Annotated in this window: 22 protein-coding genes; 10 read left to right on the top strand and 12 right to left on the bottom strand. The window is 73.1% G+C overall.

Annotated features, from left to right (window positions below):
• Positions 1 to 70: 70 nt before the first annotated feature.
• Both ACIGAN_RS29240 and ACIGAN_RS29235 read right to left on the bottom strand, forming a co-directional pair.
• Entirely contained in the window at positions 71 to 469 is a 399-nt protein-coding gene (locus ACIGAN_RS29240) for a TOBE domain-containing protein (RefSeq protein WP_365094888.1), read from the bottom strand.
• Positions 470 to 684: 215 nt separating this feature from the next.
• Entirely contained in the window at positions 685 to 1,479 is a 795-nt protein-coding gene (locus ACIGAN_RS29235; protein ID WP_399862069.1) for a ribonuclease BN, read from the bottom strand.
• 217 nt (positions 1,480 to 1,696) lie between these two features.
• Here ACIGAN_RS29235 and ACIGAN_RS29230 point away from each other — a divergent pair, with 217 nt between their 5' ends.
• Positions 1,697 to 2,908: a glycoside hydrolase family 88 protein gene (locus ACIGAN_RS29230; protein ID WP_399862067.1), complete on the top strand. Its 1,212-nt coding sequence runs from the start codon at positions 1,697 to 1,699 to the stop codon at positions 2,906 to 2,908.
• A gap of 15 nt (positions 2,909 to 2,923) precedes the next feature.
• On the opposite strand, the gene ACIGAN_RS29225 is transcribed toward ACIGAN_RS29230, so the two are convergent.
• Positions 2,924 to 4,201 (bottom strand): alginate lyase family protein, encoded by a 1,278-nt coding sequence (locus ACIGAN_RS29225; protein WP_399862065.1) that lies wholly within the window; start codon positions 4,199 to 4,201, stop codon positions 2,924 to 2,926.
• A 161-nt stretch (positions 4,202 to 4,362) separates the two neighbouring features.
• Complete coding sequence (locus ACIGAN_RS29220; RefSeq protein ID WP_399862063.1) at positions 4,363 to 6,039, bottom strand: NAD-dependent malic enzyme; 1,677 nt, start codon at positions 6,037 to 6,039, stop codon at positions 4,363 to 4,365.
• Between the two features lie 170 nt (positions 6,040 to 6,209).
• Between ACIGAN_RS29220 and ACIGAN_RS29215 the strand changes: the two genes are divergently transcribed.
• Positions 6,210 to 6,680 (top strand): DUF6069 family protein, encoded by a 471-nt coding sequence (locus tag ACIGAN_RS29215; protein ID WP_365740299.1) that lies wholly within the window; start codon positions 6,210 to 6,212, stop codon positions 6,678 to 6,680.
• Between the two features lie 398 nt (positions 6,681 to 7,078).
• On the opposite strand, the gene ACIGAN_RS29210 is transcribed toward ACIGAN_RS29215, so the two are convergent.
• From ACIGAN_RS29210 to paaI, 3 genes are all read right to left on the bottom strand, one after another.
• Positions 7,079 to 8,827, bottom strand: coding sequence for an enoyl-CoA hydratase-related protein (locus ACIGAN_RS29210; protein ID WP_399862060.1), 1,749 nt, complete (start codon positions 8,825 to 8,827; stop codon positions 7,079 to 7,081).
• A gap of 150 nt (positions 8,828 to 8,977) precedes the next feature.
• Positions 8,978 to 10,330 (bottom strand): phenylacetate--CoA ligase PaaK, encoded by a 1,353-nt coding sequence (gene paaK / locus ACIGAN_RS29205; protein WP_399862058.1) that lies wholly within the window; start codon positions 10,328 to 10,330, stop codon positions 8,978 to 8,980.
• Positions 10,327 to 10,716: a hydroxyphenylacetyl-CoA thioesterase PaaI gene (paaI, locus tag ACIGAN_RS29200; RefSeq protein WP_365094934.1), complete on the bottom strand. Its 390-nt coding sequence runs from the start codon at positions 10,714 to 10,716 to the stop codon at positions 10,327 to 10,329. The genes paaK and paaI overlap by 4 nt, the downstream gene beginning before the upstream one ends.
• A gap of 213 nt (positions 10,717 to 10,929) precedes the next feature.
• Between paaI and paaA the strand changes: the two genes are divergently transcribed.
• From paaA to ACIGAN_RS29160, 8 genes are all read left to right on the top strand, one after another.
• Positions 10,930 to 11,916 carry a 1,2-phenylacetyl-CoA epoxidase subunit PaaA gene (gene paaA, locus ACIGAN_RS29195; protein ID WP_399862056.1) on the top strand — a complete coding sequence of 329 codons (987 nt, stop codon included), beginning with the start codon at positions 10,930 to 10,932 and terminating at the stop codon, positions 11,914 to 11,916.
• Positions 11,913 to 12,206, top strand: coding sequence for a 1,2-phenylacetyl-CoA epoxidase subunit PaaB (gene paaB, locus ACIGAN_RS29190; protein WP_094051976.1), 294 nt, complete (start codon positions 11,913 to 11,915; stop codon positions 12,204 to 12,206). Before paaA ends, paaB begins: the two co-directional genes overlap by 4 nt.
• A gap of 10 nt (positions 12,207 to 12,216) precedes the next feature.
• Positions 12,217 to 13,044 carry a 1,2-phenylacetyl-CoA epoxidase subunit PaaC gene (gene paaC / locus ACIGAN_RS29185; RefSeq protein ID WP_365740303.1) on the top strand — a complete coding sequence of 276 codons (828 nt, stop codon included), beginning with the start codon at positions 12,217 to 12,219 and terminating at the stop codon, positions 13,042 to 13,044.
• On the top strand, positions 13,038 to 13,553 hold the full coding sequence (paaD, locus tag ACIGAN_RS29180) for a 1,2-phenylacetyl-CoA epoxidase subunit PaaD (RefSeq protein ID WP_399862053.1): 516 nt from the start codon (positions 13,038 to 13,040) through the stop codon (positions 13,551 to 13,553). The genes paaC and paaD overlap by 7 nt, the downstream gene beginning before the upstream one ends.
• Entirely contained in the window at positions 13,553 to 14,668 is a 1,116-nt protein-coding gene (gene paaE / locus ACIGAN_RS29175) for a 1,2-phenylacetyl-CoA epoxidase subunit PaaE (protein WP_365740305.1), read from the top strand. The genes paaD and paaE overlap by 1 nt, the downstream gene beginning before the upstream one ends.
• Before the next feature lie 134 nt (positions 14,669 to 14,802).
• Positions 14,803 to 16,770: a heavy metal translocating P-type ATPase gene (locus tag ACIGAN_RS29170; RefSeq protein ID WP_399862051.1), complete on the top strand. Its 1,968-nt coding sequence runs from the start codon at positions 14,803 to 14,805 to the stop codon at positions 16,768 to 16,770.
• A gap of 257 nt (positions 16,771 to 17,027) precedes the next feature.
• A complete protein-coding gene (locus ACIGAN_RS29165) occupies positions 17,028 to 17,675 on the top strand; it encodes a maltokinase N-terminal cap-like domain-containing protein (protein ID WP_399862049.1) in 648 nt (215 codons plus the stop codon).
• 135 nt (positions 17,676 to 17,810) lie between these two features.
• A complete protein-coding gene (locus ACIGAN_RS29160; RefSeq protein WP_365740308.1) occupies positions 17,811 to 18,212 on the top strand; it encodes an SseB family protein in 402 nt (133 codons plus the stop codon).
• Between the two features lie 33 nt (positions 18,213 to 18,245).
• Here ACIGAN_RS29160 and ACIGAN_RS29155 read toward each other — a convergent pair whose 3' ends face one another.
• Genes ACIGAN_RS29155 through ACIGAN_RS29135 form a run of 5 tightly spaced genes read right to left on the bottom strand, consistent with a single transcriptional unit; the run spans position 18,246 to position 22,884 of the window.
• Positions 18,246 to 18,635 carry a MarR family winged helix-turn-helix transcriptional regulator gene (locus ACIGAN_RS29155; RefSeq protein ID WP_365098416.1) on the bottom strand — a complete coding sequence of 130 codons (390 nt, stop codon included), beginning with the start codon at positions 18,633 to 18,635 and terminating at the stop codon, positions 18,246 to 18,248.
• A 55-nt stretch (positions 18,636 to 18,690) separates the two neighbouring features.
• Positions 18,691 to 19,740: a LacI family DNA-binding transcriptional regulator gene (locus ACIGAN_RS29150; protein WP_399862046.1), complete on the bottom strand. Its 1,050-nt coding sequence runs from the start codon at positions 19,738 to 19,740 to the stop codon at positions 18,691 to 18,693.
• The gene (locus ACIGAN_RS29145; protein ID WP_399862044.1) at positions 19,737 to 20,645 is read right to left on the bottom strand and encodes a carbohydrate ABC transporter permease; all 909 of its coding nucleotides are present in this window, start codon (positions 20,643 to 20,645) and stop codon (positions 19,737 to 19,739) included. Before ACIGAN_RS29145 ends, ACIGAN_RS29150 begins: the two co-directional genes overlap by 4 nt.
• On the bottom strand, positions 20,642 to 21,568 hold the full coding sequence (locus ACIGAN_RS29140) for a carbohydrate ABC transporter permease (RefSeq protein ID WP_365740311.1): 927 nt from the start codon (positions 21,566 to 21,568) through the stop codon (positions 20,642 to 20,644). The genes ACIGAN_RS29145 and ACIGAN_RS29140 overlap by 4 nt, the downstream gene beginning before the upstream one ends.
• Entirely contained in the window at positions 21,565 to 22,884 is a 1,320-nt protein-coding gene (locus ACIGAN_RS29135; RefSeq protein WP_365740312.1) for an ABC transporter substrate-binding protein, read from the bottom strand. The genes ACIGAN_RS29140 and ACIGAN_RS29135 overlap by 4 nt, the downstream gene beginning before the upstream one ends.
• Between the last annotated feature and the right edge of the window lie 47 nt (positions 22,885 to 22,931).

The raw sequence follows: 22,931 nt of genomic DNA, 5'->3' as shown, positions 1-22,931 counted from the left end.
TGTCTCCTGTGGGTTCGCATGAGCGGGGGAAGTGCTCCGCTCGGCTGGTATGTGCGTTCGTACGGGTGTCTCACGCCCGGTCGATGTGCACGTTCGTCGACTTCACCCGGGCCGTGGCTTCCATGCCGACCTCCAGCCCCAGTTCCTCCACGGCCTCCCGGGTCAGCAGCGACACCAGGCGGTGCGGTCCGGCCTGGATCTCCACCTGCGCGGCGACGTCGCCGAGCTTGACGGCGGTGACGATGCCGGGGAAGGCGTTGCGCGCGGAGGTGTACGGGGCGGCGTCCTCGTCGGCGCCGCCGCTGCGGGCGAGTTCCACGGAGAAGGCGGCCAGGTCCCGGCCGTCGATCAGGCGCCGCCCGCCCTCGTCCCGATGGGTCGCGACCCGCCCGGCGTCCGCCCAGCGCCGCGCGGTGTCGGGGCTCACGCCGAGGAGCCGTGCGGCCTGGCCGATCGTGTAGGACTGCATGGGCGCCAAGATAGGCGATCGGCCCGGGCCCCACCCGATCGGTCCTGGTCTGCACAGGCAGGCCGACCACGCCCGAGCAGCCGTCACGTCAGGCCCGGCCCTCAGGGCTCGGCCGGTCGGAGGTCGGCCGTCAGGGTTCGGTCGTCGGAGCTCGGTCGTAGGAGTTCGGCCGTCAGGGTTCGGTCGTCGGGGCTCGGCCCGCCAGAGTTCGGCCGTCAGGGCTCGGACGTCCGCGCCCGCCCGTGATGGTCCAGGATCCAGCGTCCCAGCAGGGCCCCGCCGAAGAACACGTAGCCCACGCCGATGAGCCAGGACTCCACGACGAGGACGACGCCGACCGCCCCGTAGCTGATCGCGTTGGTGACGATGAGCGGCGTGAACACGAAGTGGGAGAACGTGCGCAGGCCCACCAGGCCCGCCATCGTGGCCACCGCCCCGGGAAGCAGTGCGCTCCAGCGGACCTGCCCGCCCAGCAGGAAGCGCTGCCCCCACCAGAAGAACAGCACACCGGACGCCGCGCTCAGCGCGATCCGCTGCGGCCCGGACACCAGGCTGCGCGTCTGCACCTCCTGGTACAGGTACACCGTCATGGCGATCATCCACACCGCCTGGCGCCAGACGCGGTGCCACGGTCCGGCCGCCAGGCCCCAGATGCGCTCGTAACCGTTCTGCACGCTCCCCGCGAACGCCACGCCGAAGACGGCGAGCGCGACGCCGCCGAGCACGCTGGTGGTGCCGATGACCTCGCGGGGAGGGCTGACGATGTCCGTCAGCACCCGTGCGGACCGCCCGGACAGCCCCATGCCGTCGGCCAGCCACGAGGCGAAGCCGCCGCGCCCGAGCGGGTCGGCGGCGGCCACCACGATCAGCAGCGGTGCCAGCGTGACGAGCGCGAGGGTGGCGAACCCCATGGCCCGGTGCATCAACTCCACGTCGCGGCCCCGCCGGACGAGGGTGTGGGCCCCGAGCCGGTGCCACCCGTTGTGCACCCCGCGTCTGGTGGGGCTCATTCCGCGTCCGCCTCCGGATGCGCTCGCTCTCGTCAGGTCCTCGACATCGTTGACCGTTCCAGGTCGTGGCAAACGCGATAAAAGGTGCGGCCGACCGGGCGGCGACCAGGTGGCTGTTCATCATCATGAACATTGCTCACGTGGGTGTACAGCGGCGTCCTCACCATGCGACGCTCGGTCAACTCCGTTTCCCCGCCCACCCGTTGGAGGGATCTGCATGAGTGTTTCCCGGCGTACCGTGCTGGCGACGGCGGCCGGTGCCGCGGCGACGGGGGCGGCGGCCGCACCCGCAGCCGCCGCACCGGTGCCCGCCCAGCGGACACTGCGCGCGGCCGCCGACTACGCGGTCGAGAAACTGCGCGCCGTCGCCCCGGCCGTGACGGCCTTCCCGGTCGGCACGAAGTTCGAGAAGTGGGTCCACTCCCAGAACGGTGACTGGGTCGGGGGCTTCTGGCCGGGCACGCTGTGGATGGCGTGGCTGCACAGCGGCGACGACACCTTCCGCGCCCAGGCCCTCACCTCCGCGCGGAAGCTGGCCCCGCGCCAGTACGACACCACGACGCACGATCTCGGCTTCCTCTTCTACCCGTCCTGGGTCACGGCCTGGCGGCTGACGGGCGACGAGACGTGGCGCGCGGGAGCCCTGCGGGCGGCCGACTCCCTCATCCAGCGGTACAACCCGCGCGGCCGGTTCATCAGGGCGTGGGGCGCGCTGGGCGAGCCCCGGAACGCCGGCCGCGTCATCGTCGACACGATGATGAACCTCGACCTGCTGGCGTTCGCGAGCAGCCAGACCGGAGACGGCAGGTACCTGGACATCGCCGTCGAACACGCGAGGACGACCCGGCGGGTCTTCCCGCGCGCGGACGGGTCGACCCCGCACGTCTACGACTTCGACCCGGCCACCGGCGCACCGATCGGCCCGAACACCGTGCAGGGGTACAGCCCCGCCTCGTGCTGGTCGCGCGGGCAGGCCTGGGGACTGTACGGCTTCACCACCATGTACCGCAGGACCGGCGACCGCGCGTTCCTGGACACCGCCCGCAGTCTCGCCGACTACGTCGTCGGGGCGCTGACCCCGGACCACGTCCCGGTGTGGGACTACCGGGCCCCGCAGCAGCCGCACGACATCAAGGACGCGTCGGCCGGCGCGATCACGGCCTGCGGCCTGATCGACCTGGCGGCGGCCACCGGCAGGCCCGCCTACCGCGAGGTGGCGCTGCGGCTGCTCACCGCGCTGTCCGAGACGTGCCTGACGAGGAACTCGGCCCGCGCCGAGGCGGTCGTGGCCCGCTGCACCCGCAACCGCCCGGCCGAGGACGGCGTCGAGATCTCCCTCCCGTACGCCGACTACTACCTGCTGGAGGGCATCCTGCGGGTGCTGCGGCCGCGGGATGTCGACCGGGCGATCGACCTCTCCACCGTCTGACCGGGGCGGGTGCGGTCAGCCCGCGATGGAGTCCAGCTGTTCCGCCGCCGGGCGCAGCGCCCACAGATCGCCGCCCGGCGGCTCCTGCAGGAGCGGCACGGCGCGCCGGGCCCGCGGGTCACCGGCGTCGGCGGCCGCGTGGACGACGTCGGTCGCCGCGAACCGCCGGAAGTCGAGCTCCGGATGCGGCCAGGCGCTCGCCCCCGTCGCGGCCGGCAGCAGGTAGTCCACCGCCTTGAACAGGCTCTGCCCCTGCGGGCCCTCGTAGGCCCAGAGGTTCACCCCGACGTTGCGGCCGACGGCGGCCAGTCGTGTGTGGGCGACCAGCGTGAAGGCCGAGTAGTGCCAGCTCCTGGTGCGGGCCAGCTCCTGGGGCTGGCTGCCGTCGGGCGCGATCTGGGGCGCGATGCGCTTGCTCCGCGCCTCCAGCACCGTCCGGCGGGCCAGTTCCTCGTCACCGGTGGCGTGGGCCAGGGCGGCGACCTGCAGATCGTGGAAGGTCCCGTGATTGTTGGTGGCGGCGGCTTCCTGCCTGCCGAAGTCGCTGGTGCGCAGCCAGTCCAGGAAGGCGGTGTTCCAGGCGGTCATGCCGGCGCGGTCCCGCGCGGTCCAGCCCGGCGCGCCGGTCGCCAGCAGGGTGAGCGCGTCGAGGACGCTGGTGTACGACTGCGAGAAGTCGATGATGCCGATGGCCCGGCCGTCGTACTTGCACGGGATGAACTGCGCGTGCCGCAGGTGCGGGTTCATCCGGGTCGCCGGATCGAGGAACCAGGTGCGCAGCACCTGGCCCGCCTTCAGCGCGTACCGCTTCTCGCCCGTGTAGTACCAGGCCAGGGAGAGGTCGTAGGCCGAGTCGAAGGTCTTCTCGACGTCCTGGCGGTCGGTGCCGGTGTCGACCTCGGGGTTGCGTTCGCCGTCGCGCTGCACGTACGGGCAGCCCCACGGGTTCTCCGCGGACGGAGCCGTGGTGGGCCACCAGTACGGAGCCTGGCTGAGGTAGTCGTGGACGTCGCCGCTGGGGGCGGGCCGCGGCTTGTCCACGACGGTCCAGGGGCCCTGGCCGAGCCACCGGTCGGCGCGTGCCCGCAACGCCTGGACGGCGCGCCGGAGCGCGGGATCGCCGTGCTCCAGGCGCAGCTTCGTCCGGTGCAGCCGGGCGCCGTCCAGGACGGTGGTGTCGGGGACGCCGGAGCCGTGCCGTGCCGCGCCGTGCGCCGAGGCGGCGGGGAGGGCTCCCGCGAGGAGCGCGGTGAGGGTCAGCAGCAGAACGACCGGACGCAATCGTGCCTTCATGGGCCAGCCACCTCGACTAGTCACGTACGTGAATGACGTTCAGGACTATGGAGCTGGCGTGAGCATGCCACGCGACGGCCGGAGGTGGAAGGTCCCGGTACCGCCCCGCGCGGCAGCGGCCCATCGCCTCGGCCGACTGAAGCAGAGCCGACCCGCGGCGCTCAGTCCGCGTAGCGGGGTGTCCACTGGGTGCGGGTGATCGCCTCGCGCAGTTCCTCCTCCGTCGCCCGCGGGGCCACCCCGTCCTCCACGGCGGCCAGGGCCGCGGCCAGGGCGATCTCGCGGGCGGAGTCGCGCATCCCGGCTAGCGGAGGCAGCAGCGGCACCGGGCCCTCGACGCCGTCGGCCGCCCGCACGGCGCACCGCGCCACCGCCCGGGCGGCGGCCACGAGCATGCGGTCGGTGACGCGCGTGGCCCGGCTCGCCGTCACCGCCAGACCCATGGCCGGGAAGACGTACACGTTGTTCGACTGCGCCACCGGCACCTCGTGCCCGTCGACGGTGAGCGGCGGGAAGGGCGAGCCGGTGGCGATCAGCGCCCGGCCGTCCGTCCAGCGGGTGAGGTCGGCGGGCTCCGCCTCGGAGTGGGACGTGGGGTTGGACAGCGGGAAGACGACGGGCCGTTCGCAGGTGGCGGCCAGCTGCCGCACGATCTCCTCGGTGAAGGCGCCGTGCGCCGTCGACAGGCCGATCAGCGCGGTCGGCTCGACCCGGCGCACCGCTTCGGCGAGGCCGGTGCCGTCCCAGTCGGCGACCTCGCGGTCGTCCCGGGCGAACACCCGTTGCTGCGGGGACAGTTCGGAGCGGGACGACACCAGCAGCCCGTCCACGTCGAGGATCCAGAACCGGGCCGTGGCCTCGTCCTCCGTCAGCCCGTCGTCGATCATCGCGGTGCGGATCATCTCGGCGACGCCGATCGCCGCCGACCCCGCCCCGAGGATCACCAGCCGCTGCTCGGTCAGTGGCGTGCCGGCCACGTCCGCCGCGGTGGACAGCGCCCCGAGCGTGACGGCCGCCGTGCCCTGGATGTCGTCGTTGAACGTCAGCAGCCGGTCCCGGTAGCGCTCCAGGATCGGATACGCGTGGGCCGTGGCGAAGTCCTCCCACTGCAGCAGCGTCCCGGGCAGCTCCGCCTCGACCGCCGACACGAACGCCTCGATCATCTCGTCGTACTCGGCGCCCGTCAGCCGGCGGTCCCGGCGGCCCAGGTAGCGGGGGTTCGCGAGCAGGTCCTCGTTGTCCGTCCCGACGTCCAGCAGGATCGGCAGCGTGCGGGCCGGGTGGATGCCGCCGATCGCCGTGTAGAGGCTGAGCTTGCCGATGGGGATGCCCATGCCGCCGACGCCCTGGTCGCCGAGTCCGAGGATGCGCTGCCCGTCGGTGACGACGACGACGTCCACGTCCTGGTTGCCGTGCGGGCGGTTGCGCAGGATGTCACGGAAGCGGTGCCGGTCCTCCCAGGTGAGGAACAGCCCGCGCGGCCGGCGGTAGATCTCGCTGAACCGCCGGCAGGCCTCGCCCACCGTCGGCGTGTAGACGACCGGCAGCAGCTCCTCCAGACGCTCGGTCACCAGGCGGTAGAAGAGGACCTCGTTGGTGTCCTGCAACTGCCGCAGGTAGATGTGCCGGTTCAAGGGCTTGTCGTAGCCGCGGAACGCCTCGTAGGCGCGGGCGACCTGTTCGTCCAGGGTCTCCACGGCGGGCGGCAGCAGCCCGTCGAGACCGAGCGCCGCGCGTTCGTCGCGGGTGAAGGCGGTGCCCTTGTTGACCAGCGGGTCGGCCAGGGCCGTGACGGCGGGAGTCGTGGTGGGGCGGGGGTGGTTCGTCGGCTGTTCCATGCAGTGACGCCTTCCCGCGCCGGGCGGGTTCGCGCGGGTGAGGTGTGCCATCCGGACCAACGCCTCGTCGAAGAAAGTCCCCGCGACACCGATGAGTTCCGCCGCGCACCGCGGTCCATCTCTGCGAAAGGCGCACCCGGCGCCCTCAACGCCCCCCAGGAGACAGTGACATGAGTGCCACGACCCCGCAGACCCGGACCGTCCCGGCCCCGTCCCGGACCGTCACCGGCTTCCTCTCCGCACGTCCCGTCTGGCTGGCCGGCGTGCTGGCGACCCTGGCCGGCGCCGTCGTGACGGAGGCCTTCGCGCTCCTGGCCCGGGCGGCGGGCGTCCCGATGGAGGCGGCGAGCCCCGGGGCCACCGAGGCCGCCGAAATCCCGGTCGGCGGGTTCTTCGGCGGCGTCGTGTTCTGGTCGGTCGCCGGGATCGTCCTGGCGGTGGCGCTCGCCCGCTGGGCCCGCAGGCCCGCCCGCACCTTCACGGTGACCACCGTCGCCCTCACCGTGCTCTCCCTCGCCGGCCCCGCCGTGGCCCCGCACACGGCCGTGTCCACGCAGGTCGTGCTGGCCGTGTCCCACGTGGTGGCCGCCGCGGTGATCATCCCGCTGCTGGCCCGCCGGCTCTCCGGCGTCCGGCGGTGACACCCGCGGCCCCTCGATCCGCACGGGCCCGACACCGCCCCGTCGTCCTCCGTACCCGCCCGACACCGGCCCGTCGAACCCCGCTTCGGCCGTCGTACTCCGCATCGGCCCGACATCGGCCCGACGAACCGCCCGCACCGGCCCCGCATCCGCCCGACACCGGCCCGTCGAACCCTGCTCCGGCCCGTCACACTCCGCAGCAGCCGACATCAGCCCGCCGAACACCCCGCACCGGCCCCGCACCGGCCCCGCACCGGCCCCGCACCGGCCCCGCACCGGCCCGTCGCACTCCGCGACGGGCCGTCGTCATGGCCGGCGACACGCGGCGCGCGCGCCCGCCCGGGCGTGGGGGACCGGCCGGACGAGGACGCCCGCGCCCGTCGGCAGCGGACGCGCGCTCAAGCCGTGACGACGGCCGCCGCCGGCGAAGGTGCGCCTTCGCCGGGGAGCCCGCGTACGAAAGCCGAGCGCAGCGCGTGGTACGGGGACTCCGGGTCGAAGAACGCGGCGCGCATGCGGGCGAGTTCGGTCCGCCGGTACTCGGCGAGGGGCCGCTGCAGCTCGTCCGCGTGCCGTGCCGTGGTCTTGGCCGTGATCCGGCGCGCGAGGTCCGGGTCGGCGGCCACCTCGGCGGCCAGCCGCTCGACCTCCGCGGTGAACTCCCCGGGAAGCACCGGCACCAGACGGTCCACCAGGCCCATCCGCTCCGCCGTCGCCGCGCTCACCGGCAGTGCCTCGCTCGTCAGCCGCTCGGCCGTCTCGGCGCCCACCCGGCGCGGCAGCGAGTACGTCCAGAACTCCGAGCCGTACACGCCCAGGTTCCCGTAGTGCGGGTCGAGGACAGCGCCCGTGCGGCACCAGACCTCGTCGGCGGCCAGCGCGAGCATCACGCCGCCGGCCGCCGCGTTGCCGCCGACGGCCGCCACCACCACCCGGTCGGTGGTGCGCAGCACGGCCTCGACCAGGTCGTTCATGGCGAGGAGGTTGGACCAGGACTCGCCCGCCGGGTCGCCGGAGGCCTCGATGACGTGCAGGTGGCTGCCGTTGGCGAAGAGGTCGCGGGCTCCGCCGAGCACCAGCACCGAGGTGGGGCGGGTGAGCGCGTACCGGTAGGCGGCGAGCAGTCGGCGGCAGTGCGTGGTGCTCATCGCACCGCCCGGGAAGGAGAAGGACAGGAAGCCGACGGCGCCGCGCTGCCGGTAGCGGATGTCGGCCCACGTGGTGCGGCCGGGGGGCAGTTCGAGGGGAACGGCGATCTCCGGCAGCCAGTACGGGCGGTCCTGCGAGCCCGGCATGCCCGGACCGCTGTCGGGCGGCGCCGGGAAGCCGGAGAGCACCGAGGCCGCCGGGCGGCGGAACGGGGCCGGATCGCCCGAGCTCCTGCGGGAGCGCAGTTCCGGGATCCACACCGCGCCGTCCCGGGTGGCCCGGCAGAGCGCGCCGGACCGGGTCGCCAGCAACTCCCCGGGCTCGCCGCGCAACCGGTCCTCCGGGTGCCCGCCGTGCAGGTACACCTCCCGGCCGCACAGCTCGTCCAGGACGCCCGGCTGCGAGTCGCCCCCGCGCAGCTTGCGCAGCACCGTCCGGGTGTCGTCGTTGTCCCAGTCGATCCGCCGCTGCTCCGGGCGGAAGGAGTCGCGCCACACCACGCGGATGCCGGGGTCGCTCTGCGGCCGGGGCTTGAACGACCCCTCCGCGAAGCGCCGCACCGCGAGCAGCACCGCGGCCGCGGCGGCGTCGGACAGCTCGTTGCGGAACACGTCGCTCTTGGCGGCCTGCGGCACCGGGAAGGCCGCGTCCGCCCAGATGTCACCCGCGTCCGGGGCGGCCTCGGCCTGGAGCACCGTCACGCCCCACTCGGACGCGCCCTCGTCGATCGCCCAGTCCAGCGGCGACGGGCCCCGGTCACCGGGCGGTCCCGGGCGCACCAGGAGACAGGTGTGTTCCCGCCACACGTCCTCGGGGAGGGCCGGCGCCGGCATCGGCGCGACGATCAGTTCCGGACGCCTCTCGCGCACGGCGGCGCGGACCGCGTCGGCCCCGTGCGCGGCGAGGGCGACGTCCACCCGGTGTCCCTGGTCCGAAAGCTCGGCGTACAGACGCCGGGACAGGCTGTGGAACGTGCTGGCGACGAGCAAGATGTCCATGACACGGCATGGTCGCCGGTCCGGGCAGGGCCACGAAGGACCACGTCGGCGTTTCGCCCCGCTTGTCCGCTTACGGCCGGTAGGGCCCTGCTTTGTCCGCCTGTCAGGTGGCCGTATCCGGGGCACCCGTCCCGTCCGCCGCGCCCCCGGTCAGTCCTCGCGCAGGTCCTTCACCCGGCGGAGCTTGCCCAGGGAGCGTTCCAGGGTCTCCGGTTCGACGATCGCCACCTCGGCCGAGACGCCGACCCCGTCCTTGACGGCCTGCGCGATCGCCCGGACCGCCGCCTCCCGCTGGGCGGGGCCGGTGCCGGGGCGGCTCTCGACCCGCACGGTCATGTGGTCCAGCCGGCCCCGCCGGGTGAGCTGGATCTGGAAGTGCGGGGCGACGCCGGGGGTGCGCAGCACGATCTCCTCGATCTGACTCGGGAAGACGTTCACCCCGCGCAGGATGATCATGTCGTCGCAGCGGCCGGTGATCTTCTGGATGCGGCGGAACGCCGGCCGGGCCGTGCCGGGCAGCAGCCGGGTCAGATCGCGGGTGCGGTAGCGGACGACCGGCAGTGCCTCCTTGGTCAGGGAGGTGAAGACCAGCTCGCCCTCCTCGCCCTCGGGCAGCACCTCGCCCGTGATCGGGTCGACGACCTCGGGGTAGAAGTGGTCCTCCCACACGTGCAGGCCGTCCTTGGTCTCCACGCACTCCTGCGCGACGCCCGGGCCGATCACCTCCGACAGGCCGTATATGTCGACGGCGTGGAGGTCCATCCGCTCCTCGATCTCGCGGCGCATCTCCTCCGTCCACGGCTCGGCCCCGAAGATGCCCACGCGCAGGCTGCTGGTGCGCGGGTCGACGCCCTGCCGCTCGAACTCGTCGAGCAGCGTGAGCATGTAGGACGGGGTGACCATGATGATCTCGGGCCGGAAGTCCTGGATGATCTGCACCTGACGGGCCGTCATGCCGCCGGAGGCGGGGATCACCGTGCAGCCGGCCCGCTCGGCGCCGTAGTGCGCGCCGAGTCCGCCGGTGAACAGCCCGTAGCCGTAGGAGATGTGCACCTTGTGGCCGGGGCGGCCGCCGGCCGCCCGGATCGAGCGGGCCATCAGGTCCGACCACATCGACAGGTCGTTCTCCGTGTAGCCGACCACCGTGGGGCGGCCGGTGGTGCCGCTGGAGGCGTGCACGCGCCGCACCCGGTCCATCGGGACCGCGAACATGCCGAACGGGTAGGTGTCCCTCAGGTCGGCCTTGGTGGTGAAGGGGAAGCGGGCCAGGTCCTCCAGGGAGCGGCAGTCCTCGGGCGTGACCCCGGCCGCGTCGAACTTCTCGCGGTACGCCTCCACGTTCTCGTAGGCGTGCCGCAGGCTCCGGCGCAGCCGGTCGAGCTGGAGCTCGCGCAGCTGCTCGCGGGTCAGGCGCTCGGCGTCGTCCAGCAGGTCGTGGGGGAGGGGCTCGCCCAGCCGCCGCCCGGTCGCGCTGTCCGTCGTGGTCCCCGTCTGGCTGGTCATGCCGGCTCCTTCGACCTCGTGCTCCTGATGCTGCGGCTGCGGCCCCGGAACTCCGCTATCACCTCGTCGCCGCGCCGGACGCTCACGTCGTACAGACCGCTGCGGCCGTAGCGGGTGCGCTCCTCCGCCCGCGCCACGAGGACGTCGCCCTCGTGGGCCGGCGCCACGAAGGTGATGTCGGCCCCGGCCGCGACCGTCATCGGGCCGTGGCTGTTGCAGGCGCAGGCGAAGGCGCTGTCGGCGAGCAGGAAGACGTACCCGCCGTGGGCGATGCCGTGCCCGTTCACCATGGACCGGGTCACGGTCATGCGCAGCACGGCCGTCCCCTCGCCCTGCTCCAGCAGCTCGATGCCCAGCCCGCGGGAGGCCTCGTCCGCGGCGAACATCGCCTCCGCGGCCGGTGTCGCGTCAGCGGTATGGCTCACTTCTCGCACCACCTTGTAGCCCGACCGAACATTCGGTTAGCTTCGGTGCCGCCAAGTAATCAATTCGCCTCGGCGCCTGTCAAGAGCCGGGGCGTCGGCGGCCGGGGTCTTACCAAGGCGCGGCGCCTTGTCATACCATGGACCGAACGAATGGTCGGTTGGGAAGTGGGACGGATGGACACGACACACTCCAGCTCCCCGGGGGCGGACGGCACCGAGCCGGTTCTCCAGCGGCACTTCGACGCGACGATCGCGCGGGACCAGCGGATCGAGCCGCGCGACTGGATGCCGGAGGGCTACCGGAAGACCCTGATCCGCCAGATCGCGCAGCACGCGCACTCGGAGATCATCGGCATGCAGCCGGAGGGCGAGTGGATCACACGCGCCCCGTCGCTGCGCCGCAAGGCCATCCTCTTCGCCAAGGTCCAGGACGAGGCCGGGCACGGGCTGTACCTGTACTCGGCGGCGGAGACCCTCGGTGCCGACCGCGCCGATCTGACCGAGCGGCTCATCGAGGGCCGCCAGAAGTACTCGTCGATCTTCAACTACCCGACGCTGAGCTTCGCGGACGTCGGCGTGATCGGCTGGTTCGTGGACGGCGCCGCGATCTGCAACCAGGTGCCGCTGTGCCGCTCCTCCTACGGGCCCTACGCGCGCGCCATGGTGCGGATCTGCAAGGAGGAGTCCTTCCACCAACGGCAGGGCTACGAGCTGCTGATGACGATGATGCGCGGCACACCGGAGCAGCGCGAGATGGTGCAGGACGCGGTGAACCGCTGGTGGTGGCCGTCGCTGATGATGTTCGGCCCGCCCGACGACGCCTCGCCCAACTCCGCGCAGTCCATGGCCTGGAAGATCAAGCGGCACAGCAACGACGAACTGCGCCAGCGCTTCGTCGACATGACCGTCCCGCAGGCCGAGAAGCTCGGCGTGACGCTCCCGGACCCGGAGCTGCGCTGGAACGAGGAGCGGGGCCACCACGACTTCGGCACGCCCGACTGGGACGAGCTGATGCGGGTCATCAAGGGCGACGGACCGTGCAACGAGCAGCGCGTGACCCGGCGCCGCACGGCCCACGAGGAGGGCGCCTGGGTGCGCGAGGCGGCCACCGCCCACGCCGCCAAGCAGGCGCGTCGCGAGCGGAAGGGAGCGGTGGCATGACCGCCGGCAAGCAGGACTGGCCGCTGTACGAGGTGTTCGTGCGCGGCAAGCGCGGCCTGAACCACGTCCACGTGGGCTCGCTGCACGCGGCCGACGACCGCATGGCGCTCACCCACGCCCGCGACCTCTACACCCGCCGCAACGAGGGCGTGTCCATCTGGGTCGTGCGCTCCGAGCACATCGCCGCCTCCACGCGCGACGAGAAGGACCCCTTCTTCGAGCCCAGCGCCGACAAGGTCTACCGCCACCCGACCTTCTACGACATCCCCGACGACGTCCCGCACATCTGAAGGAGAGGGCATGAGCGACGACCACGTCTACCTGACCCTCGCCGAGGGACACGAGGACGACACCCGCTGGGCCTACGGCACCGGCTTCGAGGACCCCCTGCACGGCGTCGACACCACCGTCCCGGACGGTGTCGACCCCCGTGAACTGGCCGAGCTCTGCGTCACGCTGGCCGACGACGCCCTGGTGGCGGCCCAGCGGCTCGCCGAGTGGACCACCCGCGCCCCCGAGCTGGAGGAGGAGGTGGCGCTGGCCAACATCGGGCTCGACCTGCTCGGCCAGGCCCGCCTGCTGTACTCCCGCGCAGGCCAGGTCGACGGCTCCGGCCGCGACGAGGACGCCTACGCCTACTTCCGTGACGCCGCCGACTTCCGCAACGTGCGGCTGACCGAACTGCCCAACGGCGACTTCGCGTTCTCCGTCGTCCGCCTGCTGGTGTTCTCCAGCTGGCGCCTCGCCCACTTCGAGCGGCTCACCGCGCACCGCGACCCGGTCCTCGCGGCGATCGCCGCCAAGGGCGTCAAGGAGCTGGCCTACCACCGCCAGTACGCCGCCGAGTGGGCCGTGCGGCTCGGCGACGGCACCGAGGAGTCGCACCGGCGGATGCGCAAGGCGCAGGAGCAGATCGCCCCCTACCTGGGCGAGTTGTTCACGGCGTACGACGTGCGGGACGAGGTCGTCGCGGTCCTGCGGCAGGTCACCGAGGCGGCCGGACTGCCCATGCCGGTCTACCGCCCGCTGCCCGGCTCCGGCCGCTCGGGCGAGCACACCGAGCATCTGGCGCCGCTGCTGGCCGAGTTGCAGAGCGTGGCCCGGGCCCATCCGGAGGCGACATGGTGACCACGCTCCTGGACGCGCGGCGGGCCCGGCGGATCGCCGAGCAGGTGCCCGACCCCGAACTGCCCATGCTCACCCTGGCCGACCTCGGGGTGCTGCGGGAGGTGTCCCTCACCGAGGACGGCACGGTCGTCGCGAGCCTGACCCCCACCTACTCGGGCTGCCCCGCCATGGCGGAGATGCGCGCCGGGGTGGCCGCCCGGCTGCGGGACGCCGGCTACGCGCGCGTGGAGATCCGCACCGTCCTGGACCCGCCGTGGACCAGCGACTGGATCACGGACGAGGGCCGGCGCAAGCTCACCGAGCACGGCATCGCCCCGCCCGGTGCCGCGCCCGCGCGTGCCGCCGGACCGGTGCCGCTCGTGCTGTCGCCGACCCGCCGCACGGTGCCCTGCCCCCGCTGCGGCAGCGCCGACACCGAGGAGACCTCCCGCTTCGCCGCCACGTCCTGCAAGGCCCTGTGGCGCTGCCTCGCCTGCCGCGAGCCGTTCGAGTACGTCAAGGAGATCTGATGGAGGACCTGATGGAGCCGGCCCCCGCCCCGGCGGCCCGCACGCGTGCCCGCCGACGCCCGGTCTTCCACCCCCTGCGGGTCGCCGCCGTGCAGCCGCTGTGCGAGGACGCGGCCGCCGTCAGCTTCGACATCCCCGCCGAACTGGCCGAGGAGTTCGCCTTCGCACCCGGCCAGTCGCTCACCCTGCGGCGCGAGATCGACGGCCGCGACGAGCGCCGCTCCTACTCCATCTGCTCACCCGCCGGCACGGCCCCGCGTATCGGCGTCCGGGTCGTCCCGGGCGGCCTGTTCTCCTCCTGGCTGGTGCACGAGGTGCGCCCCGGCGACACCGTCGAGGTGATGGCCCCCACCGGCGCCTTCACCCCCGACCTCACCACGCCCGGCCACCACGTGCTCGTCGCGGCCGGTTCCGGCATCACCCCCATGGTCTCCATCGCCGAGTCCGTCCTGGCCGCCGACTCCCGCTCCCGCGTCACCCTCCTCTACGGCAACCGCCGCACGGGCACGGTGATGTTCGCCGACGAACTGGCCGACCTGAAGGACCTGTACCCGACCCGCTTCCAGCTCGCCCACGTCCTGTCCCGCGAGCCTCGCGAGGCGGAGGTGCTCTCCGGCCGTCTCGACGCCGAGCGGCTCGCGGCGCTGATCGGCGCGCTGGTCGACGTGGAGTTTGCCGACCACTGGTGGCTGTGCGGCCCCCACGGCATGGTCCGCTCCGCCCAGCAGGTCCTGTCCGGCCTCGGCGTTCCCGCCGACCGCGTCCACCAGGAGCTCTTCTACGCCGACGACGAGCCGGTGCGCGAGGTCGTGCACACGGAGACAGGCCCCTCCGGCCCGGTCAGCCAGGTCACCATCACCCTGGACGGCCGCTCCACCACCTCCGCCCTGCCCCGCGAACGGACCCTCCTCGAAGGCGCCCAGCAGACCCGCCCGGACCTGCCCTTCGCCTGCAAGGGCGGGGTGTGCGGCACCTGCCGGGCCCTGGTCACCGACGGCAAGGCCGACATGCGCCGCAACTTCGCCCTCGAACCGTCCGAGGTCGACGCGGGCTACGTGCTCACCTGCCAGACGTACCCGGTGTCCGAGACGCTGACGGTGGACTTCGACACCTGAGCCCGGCCCGTCCCGGTCCGTTCCGGTCCGTCCGGGGAGCCGGAACCCGGGGGCTCCATATGAAGGCATGAATGAGTCTTCATGTGTTCCTGTATGGTGAGGGGCGCTGCCGCGCCCCCGCCAGAAGGATCCCGATGACCTCCACCCTCACGCCGCGACCGGTCGACCGGGCGAGCACCGCCCGTCCCGGGCCCGTACCCCGGCGGCGCACCCGTGTCCTCGCCCTCCCCGAAGCGCGCTGGGCCGCCGCCGCCCTGGGCTTCTTCCTGCTCGCGCTCCCTCTCCAGCTGTCCGGCGCTCCCGCCTGGGCATGGGGCCCGCTGTACGCGCTGGCGTACGCCACGGGCGGCTGGGAGCCGGGCTGGGAAGGGCTGAAGGCCCTGCGGGAACGCACCCTCGACGTCGACCTGCTGATGGTCGTCGCCGCCCTGGGCGCGGCGTCGATCGGGCAGGTGATGGACGGTGCGCTGCTCATCGTCATCTTCGCCACCTCCGGCGCGCTGGAGGCCCTGGCCACCGCCCGCACCGCCGACTCCGTCCGCGGCCTGCTCGACCTGGCCCCCGCCACCGCCACCCGGCTGGCCCCCGACGGCAGTGAACAGACCGTGCCCGTCGAGGAACTGGCGGTCGGCGACACCGTGCTCGTACGCCCGGGGGAGCGGATCGGCGCCGACGGCCTGGTCCTGGACGGGGTGAGCGAGGCCGACCAGGCCACCATCACCGGCGAACCGCTCCCGGTGCCCAAGGGCCGCGGCGACGAGGTCTTCGCGGGAACCCTCAACGGCACCGGCGCCCTGCGCGTCCGCGTCGGACGCGACGCGTCCGACTCGGTGATCGCCCGGATCGTCCGCATGGTGCAGGAGGCGTCCGAGACCAAGGCCCCCACCCAGCTGTTCATCGAGAAGGTCGAACAGCGCTACTCCCTGGGCATGGTGGCCGCGACACTCGCCGTCTTCCTGGTGCCGCTCGCCTTCGGCGCGCAGCTCACCGACGCGCTGCTGCGCGCCATGACCTTCATGATCGTGGCCTCGCCCTGCGCGGTCGTACTGGCCACCATGCCGCCCCTGCTCTCCGCCATCGCCAACGCCGGACGGCACGGCGTGCTGGTCAAGTCGGCCGTGGTGATGGAGCGGATCGGCCAGGTGGACGCGGTCGCGCTGGACAAGACCGGCACGCTGACCGAGGGCAGTCCCCGTGTCACCGACGTCCGGCCGCTGCCCGGTTCCGGCCTGTCCGAGGACGAGGTGCTGACCCTCGCGGCGGCCGCCGAGCGGCCGAGCGAACATCCGCTGGCCCGGGCCGTCGTGGACGCGGCCCGCGAGCGCGGCCTCACCCTGCCCGACGCCACGGACTTCACGTCCGCGCCCGGTGTCGGCGTGACCGCCGTCGTCGCCGGCCGGGCCGTCGCGGTCGGCGCCCCGGCCCGGCTGCTGGACGACATCCCGGGTCCGGCCGCCGCACTGGAGGAGTCCGGCCGCACCGCCGTCCTGGTCGTCGTCGACGGCGCGCCCGCCGGGCTCCTCGGCATCGCCGACCGGCTGCGCCCCGACGCGGCCGGAACGGTCGCCTCCCTGACCCGGCTCACCGGCACCGCCCCGGTGCTGCTCACCGGCGACAATCCGCGGGCCGCCGCGCACCTGGCCGCCGAGGCCGGCGTCGACGACGTGCGCGCCGGGCTGCTGCCCCAGGACAAGCTGGCCGCCGTCCAGGAGCTGACGGGCGCGGGCCGCAAGGTGCTGGTCGTCGGGGACGGTGTCAACGACGCCCCCGCCCTGGCCGCCGCCCACACCGGCATCGCCATGGGCCGGGCCGGCTCCGACCTGGCCCTGGAGACCGCCGACGCCGTGATCGTCCGCGACGAGCTCGCCGCGGTGCCCGCCACCATCGCCCTCTCCCGCCGTGCCCGCAGACTGGTCGTGCAGAATCTCGTCATCGCCGGGGTGTTCATCGCCGGCCTCGTCGTCTGGGACCTCGCCGGCGACCTGCCACTGCCGCTCGGCGTCGCCGGCCACGAGGGGTCCACGGTCCTCGTGGGACTGAACGGCCTGCGGCTGCTGCGCGAGGGCGCCTGGCGACGGGCGGTCACCGAGGGCCGGGCCTGACCGGCGACCACCGCCGGCGCACCGGCTGCGCACGCTCAGCGCATCGGCGGCGGACCGCCCGCACGCGTGCAGGGCGTGGGGCAGGCTCGGGGGCCATCCGGTCGCCGGAGGCGAACAGCGCCGTCTCCCGGGCTGCCGGGCTGGTGTGCCGGGCTGCCGCGACGCGGTCCCCGGCCCCCGGCCCCGGGCCCCGGGCCGCCGACCCGGCACGGCGTAACCTCGAGGCCTCATCGGACCGACGGAAGGGAACCCGCGGCATGGCCGTCATCCACCGGACCACACTCGCTCCGACCAAGCTGGAACTGCTCGCCGCCTGGCTGCCCTCCCGCCCCTGGTACCGCGCCGGCGCGGCCGGACCGCGGCCGGCCAAGGCCGGCGGTTTCCGCCTGGACGACCCGCAGGGCGAGGTCGGCATCGAGTTCATCATCGTCACCGACGCCGACGGCCCCCGGCCCCCGGCCTACCTCGTGCCGCTCACCTACCGCGGCGCCCCGCTCCAGGGGGCCGAAGACGCCCTCGTGGGCACCATGGAGCACGGCGTGCTCGGGCGGCGCTGGGCCTACGACGGCTGCCACGACCCCGTCCTCCTCGCGCAGCTGCCGGCCCTGATCGAAGGACGGGCACGGGCGCAGGACCAGAACGTCAGCGACCTCCCCGACGACGACGTCACCGTCTCCCGCACCGGCGACGGCCCCTTGCCCAGGAACTTCACCACCGTCGACGACCGCGACGGCACCCGTCTTGTCTCGCCCGACGGACCGGTGCTGCGCCTGCACCGGCTCCTGGAGCCCGCCCCGGACGGCCGGCCCGCCACCGCCGGGGGAGCGACGGGCCACCTCGCCGGCTCCTGGACGCTCCCGGACGGCGCCCGGGTGCGCGGGCTGCTCGCCTCGCTGCACGACTGAGCCCCGCTGCCGCCCGCGAACCGACCCGCGGGACAAGGGTTGCCCCGGGCCGGTTCGGGTACGCGAGCAGGACCGCACCCGGGGCGGATCATGTCCCGGGTGGGCCGCACGACCGCCGCTATCAGGGAATCTGCCATGGAGACACCCGCAAACGACCCCACGCCCACGCCCGCCCAGCGGGCTCTGGACGTCCTCGCCGAGAACACGGAGGACACGGCGGCTCTGGACGCGCTCGCCAACAGCGACGTGCTCATCCCCGTGCCCGATGACGCGGACGACTCCGACGCCGCCAACCCCTCGGCGGTGGCACTGCCCGTGCTGGAGCAGCCGGGCGGCGAGCCGGTGGTGCCCGTGTTCACCTCGGAGGTGGAGATGGCCGGACTGCTGCCGTTCGTCTCCCGCTACCGTCTGGTGCCCCTCGGCGCCCTCGCCGCGCAGTGGCCGGCCGACGACTTGTCGCTCACCATCGACGGCAGCTCGGACCACCGGCTGACCCTCACCTCGGAAGGAGTGCGCACCCTGCTGGCACGCCCGTAGGCCGGCCGGTCCTCCGTCCGGGCCCGGGGCGTGTTACTCGCCCAGGGTCCGGGCCAGAGCCGCCCGCTGCAGGGGCAGCACCTCGGCGTGCAGGTCACGGCCCTTGGGCGTGAGGGCGACCCAGACGCCGCGCCGGTCCTCCTCGCACACCGACCGCGTCACCAGCCCGTCCTTCTCCAGCCGGGCGATCAGCCGCGACAGCGCGCTCTGGCTGAGATGCACCCGGCCGACCAGGTTCTGCACCCGGCACTGGTCGCCCTCCTCGGGCCCGGCCGTGGCGAGCATGTCCAGGACTTCGAAGTCGGAGGCGCCCAGACCGTGCGGATGCAGCGCCCGGTCGATCTCGCACATCGTGCGCGCGTGCGCCGACAGGATGTCCCGCCACCGTTCCTCGAGCCGCACACCAGCCGTTTTCACCGCCATACGGGAACGGTAACACCGGCGCGGCGTTCCATGAGCGCGCATGGAGCGGGGTCTGTCACACCGAGGCGGCGGACCGGGTCGACTCCCGCGTCACCAGTTCCGTCGGCAGGATCACCGCCGCCGGGTCCTCGCCGCCGATCTGCGCCAGCAGCACCCGCACCATCTCGGCGCTGATCCGGTCCCACGGCTGGCGGATGGTCGTCAGCTCCGGGCTGGAGGCGAGCGCCGCGGGGGAGTCGTCGAAACCGCCGACCGCGACGTCCTGCGGCACCCGTCGGCCCGCCCGCTGCAGTGCCGTCAGCACGCCCTGCGCCATGAGGTCCGAGGCGACGAACACCGCGTCCATGTCCGGGGCCTGCGCCAGCAGCCGTTCGCCGCCCGCCTCGCCGCTGGCCCGGCTGTAGTCACCGGAGACGACCAGCCCCTCGTCGAACCGCAGCCCCGCCTCGGCCAGCACCTCCTGGTACCCGGCGAGGCGCTCCACCCCGCCGGGCGTGTCCAGCGGGCCGGTCACCATGCCCACCCGGCGCCGCCCCAGCGAGAGCAGATGGCGCACCATGTCCCGGGCGCCGTCCCGGTCGTCGGCGGCCACGTAACTCACCTTCGAGCCCAGCCCGATCGGCTTGCCGCACGCGACCAGTGGCACCCCCGCCGCGCGCAGCTCGTCGGCGACCGGATCCCCGGAGTGGCTGGAGACCAGCAGCACCCCGTCCACGTGCCCGGCGGTGATGTACCGGGTGATGCGCCGCCGTTCGTCCTCGGTGCCCGCCAGCATCAGCAGCAGCGGGATGTCGTGCGCGGCGAGCGCCTGGGTGCAGCCGCGCAGCAGGACGTTGAAGTTCGGGTCCTCGAAGAACCGCTCCTGCGGTTCGGTGAGCAGGAAGCCGACCGAGTCCGACCGGCCGGTGATCAGTGAGCGGGCGTGCCGGTTGACGACGTAACCGGTCCTGCGGATGGCCGCGTTGACCGCCTCCTGCGCGGCCGGGCTGACGTAGTGGCCGCCGTTGAGCACACGTGAGACGGTGCCGCGCGAGACCCCCGCCTCGCGCGCCACGTCGTGGATCGTGGGCGGCCTGCGCCTGCCCCCCGCAGCGTTCATGGTCATGACTTTACGGCTCCGGAGAGCAGATCCAGACTCCAGAACCGCTGGACGACCAGGAAGAGGGCGACCAGCGGCAGCACCGCCAGGAACGCGCCCGTGATCACCAGTGTGTACAGCGCGGGGGTGTTGGCGCCCTGCTCCAGCAACGTGAACAGCCCCAGCGTGATCGGGAACTTCTCGTCGTCGCTGAGCATGATGTACGGCAGCAGGAAGTTGTTCCAGATCGCCACGAACTGGAAGAGGAACACGGTCACCAGGCCGGGGATCATCATCGGCAACGCGATCCGCGTGAAGATCCGCCACTCGCCCGCCCCGTCCATCCGCCCGGCCTCCACCACATCGGCCGGCACCGCCGCCGCGGCGTAGATCCGCGCCAGGTAGACGCCGTACGGCGAGAGGATCTGCGGCAGCAGGACCGACAGGTACGAGTCCGTGAGGTCGGCCTCGGCCAGCAGCAGATACTGCGGGACGGCGAGGATCACCGGCGGCATCAGCACGCCCGCGAGCAGCACGTTGAACAGCGTCTCGCGGCCCCGGAAGCGGTAGACCGCCAGCGCGTGGCCGCTGATCGCCGACACGCACGTCGACAGCAGGGCGCCGAGGCCGGCGTACAGGGCGGAGTTGCCCATCCACTGCCAGTAGACGCCGTCGCGGTAGGCGTTCAGGTCCCGGACGTTGTCCGCGAAGCCCGTGCCCGGCAGGAAGGTGAACGTGGAGAACAGCTCCCGCCCCGACTTGGTCGCCGCGATGACCACCCAGGCCACCGGCAGCAGGCAGTAGAGGGCGCCCAGCAGCAGGGTCAACGTGGGGAGCAGGGCGATGCGGCGGCGCGGCGGCGGGCGGTGCCGGTCCGTGCCGGGCGTGCTGCCCGCCACCGGCTCGGTCCGGGGTGCGGCAAGGGAGCTCATCGGGCTGCCTCCTGCTTCTGACGGCGGTTCGCGGCTCGCAGGAAGCCGAAGGACAGCAGGAGCGTGGCGACGGCGATGATCACGGCCTGCGCCGCGGCGCCGTGGATGTCGCCCTCGCCGAAGGCGTCCCGGTACACCTTCATCAACGGACTCCACGTCGTGGACACGGAGTTGGTGAGCGGCTTGAGGGTGGTGGGCTCGTTGAACACCTGGAGCGTCGCGATGATCGAGAAGAAGAACGTCAGCACCAGCGACGGCGCCACCATCGGGATCTTGATCCGCAGGGCGGTCTGCAGCGGGGTGGCGCCGTCCAGCTTCGCCGCCTCGTACACCTCCGCCGGGATGGCCCGGAGCGAGGTGTAGATGACGATCATGTTGAAGCCGGTGCCGCCCCACACCGCGATGTTCGACAGCGCCAGGTACAGCGGCCCGCCGTCCAGCAGGTCCGGCTGCGGCAGGCCCAGCCGGTCGAGCACGAAGTAGAAGGGGCTGACGTCCGGCAGGTACAAGAAGCCCCACAGCAGCGCGGCGACGACCCCGGGGACGGCGTACGGCAGGAAGATCGCGAGCCGGGTGAAGGGCGCGAGCCGCACCTTCTCCGAGTCGAGCATCAGCGCGAAGAGCAGGGCCAGGCCCAGCATCACCGGGACGACGACGCAGCCGTAGCCCAGCACGCGCAGGGTGCCGTCGAGCAGTTCGCCGTCGGAGAGGGCGTCGGTGTAGTTCTCCAGGCCGGCCCACACCTCCGTGCGGGCGCCGGAGCCCAGGCCGAGGCCGGAGACGCGCACCTTGCGGAAGCTGAGGTGGAGCGCGTAGCCGATGGGCAGGGCGAAGAACAGTGCGAAGAGGATCGCCGCGGGGAGGAGGAAGCCGTACGGAGCCCTTCTGACGCCGTACGGCCGCCGGCGTGCCGTGCTGTTCACTCCGCGACCTCGAAGCCCTGCTTCTTCATGTCGGCGACGGTGTCGGCCTGCATCTTCCTCAGCGCGGCGCCGAAGTCCGACTTGTTCTTGGCGGCGGCGCCGAAGGCGTCCTTGAAGGTGGTGTAGGCGACGTTGACGTTCGGGCCCCAGGCGGAGGGCGCGGTGGTCTCCGCGATGTCGGCGGCCTTGGTGTAGAAGTCGGCCTGCTGGGAGAAGTAGGCCGGGGGCTTGAGGAAGGCGCCGCTGGTCTGGGCGTTGGTGGCGGCCGGGTAGATGCCGCTCTCCTTGGCCAGCGCGTTCAGGGCGGCCCGGTCGGTGTTCAGCCAGGCGGCGAACTTCGCGGCGGCCTCGCGGTGGCCGGAGTCGGTGGTGACGGCGGTGGAGGAGCCGCCCCAGCTGCCGGTGCGGTTCTCGCTCCCCGGCCACTGGGGGAGCGGGGCCATGGCCCACTTGCCCTTGGTGTCGGGGGCGGCGGTGGTGAGGGTGCCCGGGGCCCACACCGCGCTGACCCAGGCGATCTGCTGGCCGGTGTTGAGCGCCTTGTTCCAGGAGGGGGTGTACATCGGCTGGTTGTCGATGGCGCCCTCCGCCACCAGGCCGCCCCAGAACTTCGCGACCTTCCGCGTCGCCGCGTCGTCGATCGCGACCTTCCACCGGTCGCCCGAGGTGGTCCACCACCGGGCGCCCGCCTGCTGGGCGAGGCCCGCGAAGAGGCCGGAGTCGTTGGCGGAGAAGGTGGTGAGGTCCTTGTCGGGGGCCGCCTTCTTGAGCGCGCGGGCCGTCTGCGCGAACTCGTCCCAGGTCGTCGGCACGCTCAGGCCGTACTTCTCGAACAGGTCCTCGCGGTAGTAGAACATCATCGGCCCGATGTCCTGCGGAACCGCGTAGACCGCGTCCGTGCCCAGGGTCGTCTGCTGCCAGACGCCGTCGGCGAAGCTGTCCTTCGCCCCGGCCACGTCCTCGGAGATGTCCGCGAGGGCGTCGTTGCTCACCAGCGTGGGCAGCGCCTGGTACTCGGCCTGCACCAGGTCGGGCGCCTTGCCCGCCTTGTGCGCGGTGAGGATCTTGGTGACCAGGGTGTCGCCGGAGGCCTGCTTCTTCACCGTGACGGTGATCCGGTCCTTCCTGCCCGGCCCCTTGTTCCACAGGTCGACGACCTTGTCCATGCCGGGCGTCCAGGTCCAGTACGTCAGCGAGACCGGACCCGACTCGGTCCCGCTGTCCCCCGACCCCGTGCCGCAGGCGGTGAGGGCGGTGGCGCCGAGCGCGAGGGCGACGGCGGATGTCACGAGGCGACGGCGCGTCGTGTACGGCATGGATCTCTCCCCTGACCTGGGGTCCTCGCCTGCTGCGAAGACCTGCC

The sequence above is a fragment of the Streptomyces sp. NPDC085931 genome, from assembly GCF_044540565.1.
In the GTDB taxonomy this organism is placed as follows: domain Bacteria; phylum Actinomycetota; class Actinomycetes; order Streptomycetales; family Streptomycetaceae; genus Streptomyces.
This window is presented reverse-complemented; position numbering and strand designations above follow the sequence as displayed.

What these genes read in the sequence shown, in the direction of transcription:
- paaA (WP_399862056.1), top strand. Translation starts at nt 10,930, where the DNA reads ATGGACACGACACACTCCAGCTCCCCGGGGGCGGACGGCACCGAGCCG.
- ACIGAN_RS29150 (WP_399862046.1), bottom strand. Translation starts at nt 19,740, where the DNA reads ATGACCATGAACGCTGCGGGGGGCAGGCGCAGGCCGCCCACGATCCAC.
- paaI (WP_365094934.1), bottom strand. Translation starts at nt 10,716, where the DNA reads ATGTTCGCCGCGGACGAGGCCTCCCGCGGGCTGGGCATCGAGCTGCTG.
- ACIGAN_RS29145 (WP_399862044.1), bottom strand. Translation starts at nt 20,645, where the DNA reads ATGAGCTCCCTTGCCGCACCCCGGACCGAGCCGGTGGCGGGCAGCACG.
- paaE (WP_365740305.1), top strand. Translation starts at nt 13,553, where the DNA reads ATGGAGGACCTGATGGAGCCGGCCCCCGCCCCGGCGGCCCGCACGCGT.
- ACIGAN_RS29240 (WP_365094888.1), bottom strand. Translation starts at nt 469, where the DNA reads ATGCAGTCCTACACGATCGGCCAGGCCGCACGGCTCCTCGGCGTGAGC.
- paaD (WP_399862053.1), top strand. Translation starts at nt 13,038, where the DNA reads ATGGTGACCACGCTCCTGGACGCGCGGCGGGCCCGGCGGATCGCCGAG.
- ACIGAN_RS29170 (WP_399862051.1), top strand. Translation starts at nt 14,803, where the DNA reads ATGACCTCCACCCTCACGCCGCGACCGGTCGACCGGGCGAGCACCGCC.
- ACIGAN_RS29215 (WP_365740299.1), top strand. Translation starts at nt 6,210, where the DNA reads ATGAGTGCCACGACCCCGCAGACCCGGACCGTCCCGGCCCCGTCCCGG.
- ACIGAN_RS29230 (WP_399862067.1), top strand. Translation starts at nt 1,697, where the DNA reads ATGAGTGTTTCCCGGCGTACCGTGCTGGCGACGGCGGCCGGTGCCGCG.
- ACIGAN_RS29220 (WP_399862063.1), bottom strand. Translation starts at nt 6,039, where the DNA reads ATGGAACAGCCGACGAACCACCCCCGCCCCACCACGACTCCCGCCGTC.
- ACIGAN_RS29235 (WP_399862069.1), bottom strand. Translation starts at nt 1,479, where the DNA reads ATGAGCCCCACCAGACGCGGGGTGCACAACGGGTGGCACCGGCTCGGG.
- ACIGAN_RS29165 (WP_399862049.1), top strand. Translation starts at nt 17,028, where the DNA reads ATGGCCGTCATCCACCGGACCACACTCGCTCCGACCAAGCTGGAACTG.
- paaC (WP_365740303.1), top strand. Translation starts at nt 12,217, where the DNA reads ATGAGCGACGACCACGTCTACCTGACCCTCGCCGAGGGACACGAGGAC.
- ACIGAN_RS29210 (WP_399862060.1), bottom strand. Translation starts at nt 8,827, where the DNA reads ATGGACATCTTGCTCGTCGCCAGCACGTTCCACAGCCTGTCCCGGCGT.
- paaB (WP_094051976.1), top strand. Translation starts at nt 11,913, where the DNA reads ATGACCGCCGGCAAGCAGGACTGGCCGCTGTACGAGGTGTTCGTGCGC.
- ACIGAN_RS29155 (WP_365098416.1), bottom strand. Translation starts at nt 18,635, where the DNA reads ATGGCGGTGAAAACGGCTGGTGTGCGGCTCGAGGAACGGTGGCGGGAC.
- paaK (WP_399862058.1), bottom strand. Translation starts at nt 10,330, where the DNA reads ATGACCAGCCAGACGGGGACCACGACGGACAGCGCGACCGGGCGGCGG.
- ACIGAN_RS29135 (WP_365740312.1), bottom strand. Translation starts at nt 22,884, where the DNA reads ATGCCGTACACGACGCGCCGTCGCCTCGTGACATCCGCCGTCGCCCTC.
- ACIGAN_RS29160 (WP_365740308.1), top strand. Translation starts at nt 17,811, where the DNA reads ATGGAGACACCCGCAAACGACCCCACGCCCACGCCCGCCCAGCGGGCT.
- ACIGAN_RS29225 (WP_399862065.1), bottom strand. Translation starts at nt 4,201, where the DNA reads ATGAAGGCACGATTGCGTCCGGTCGTTCTGCTGCTGACCCTCACCGCG.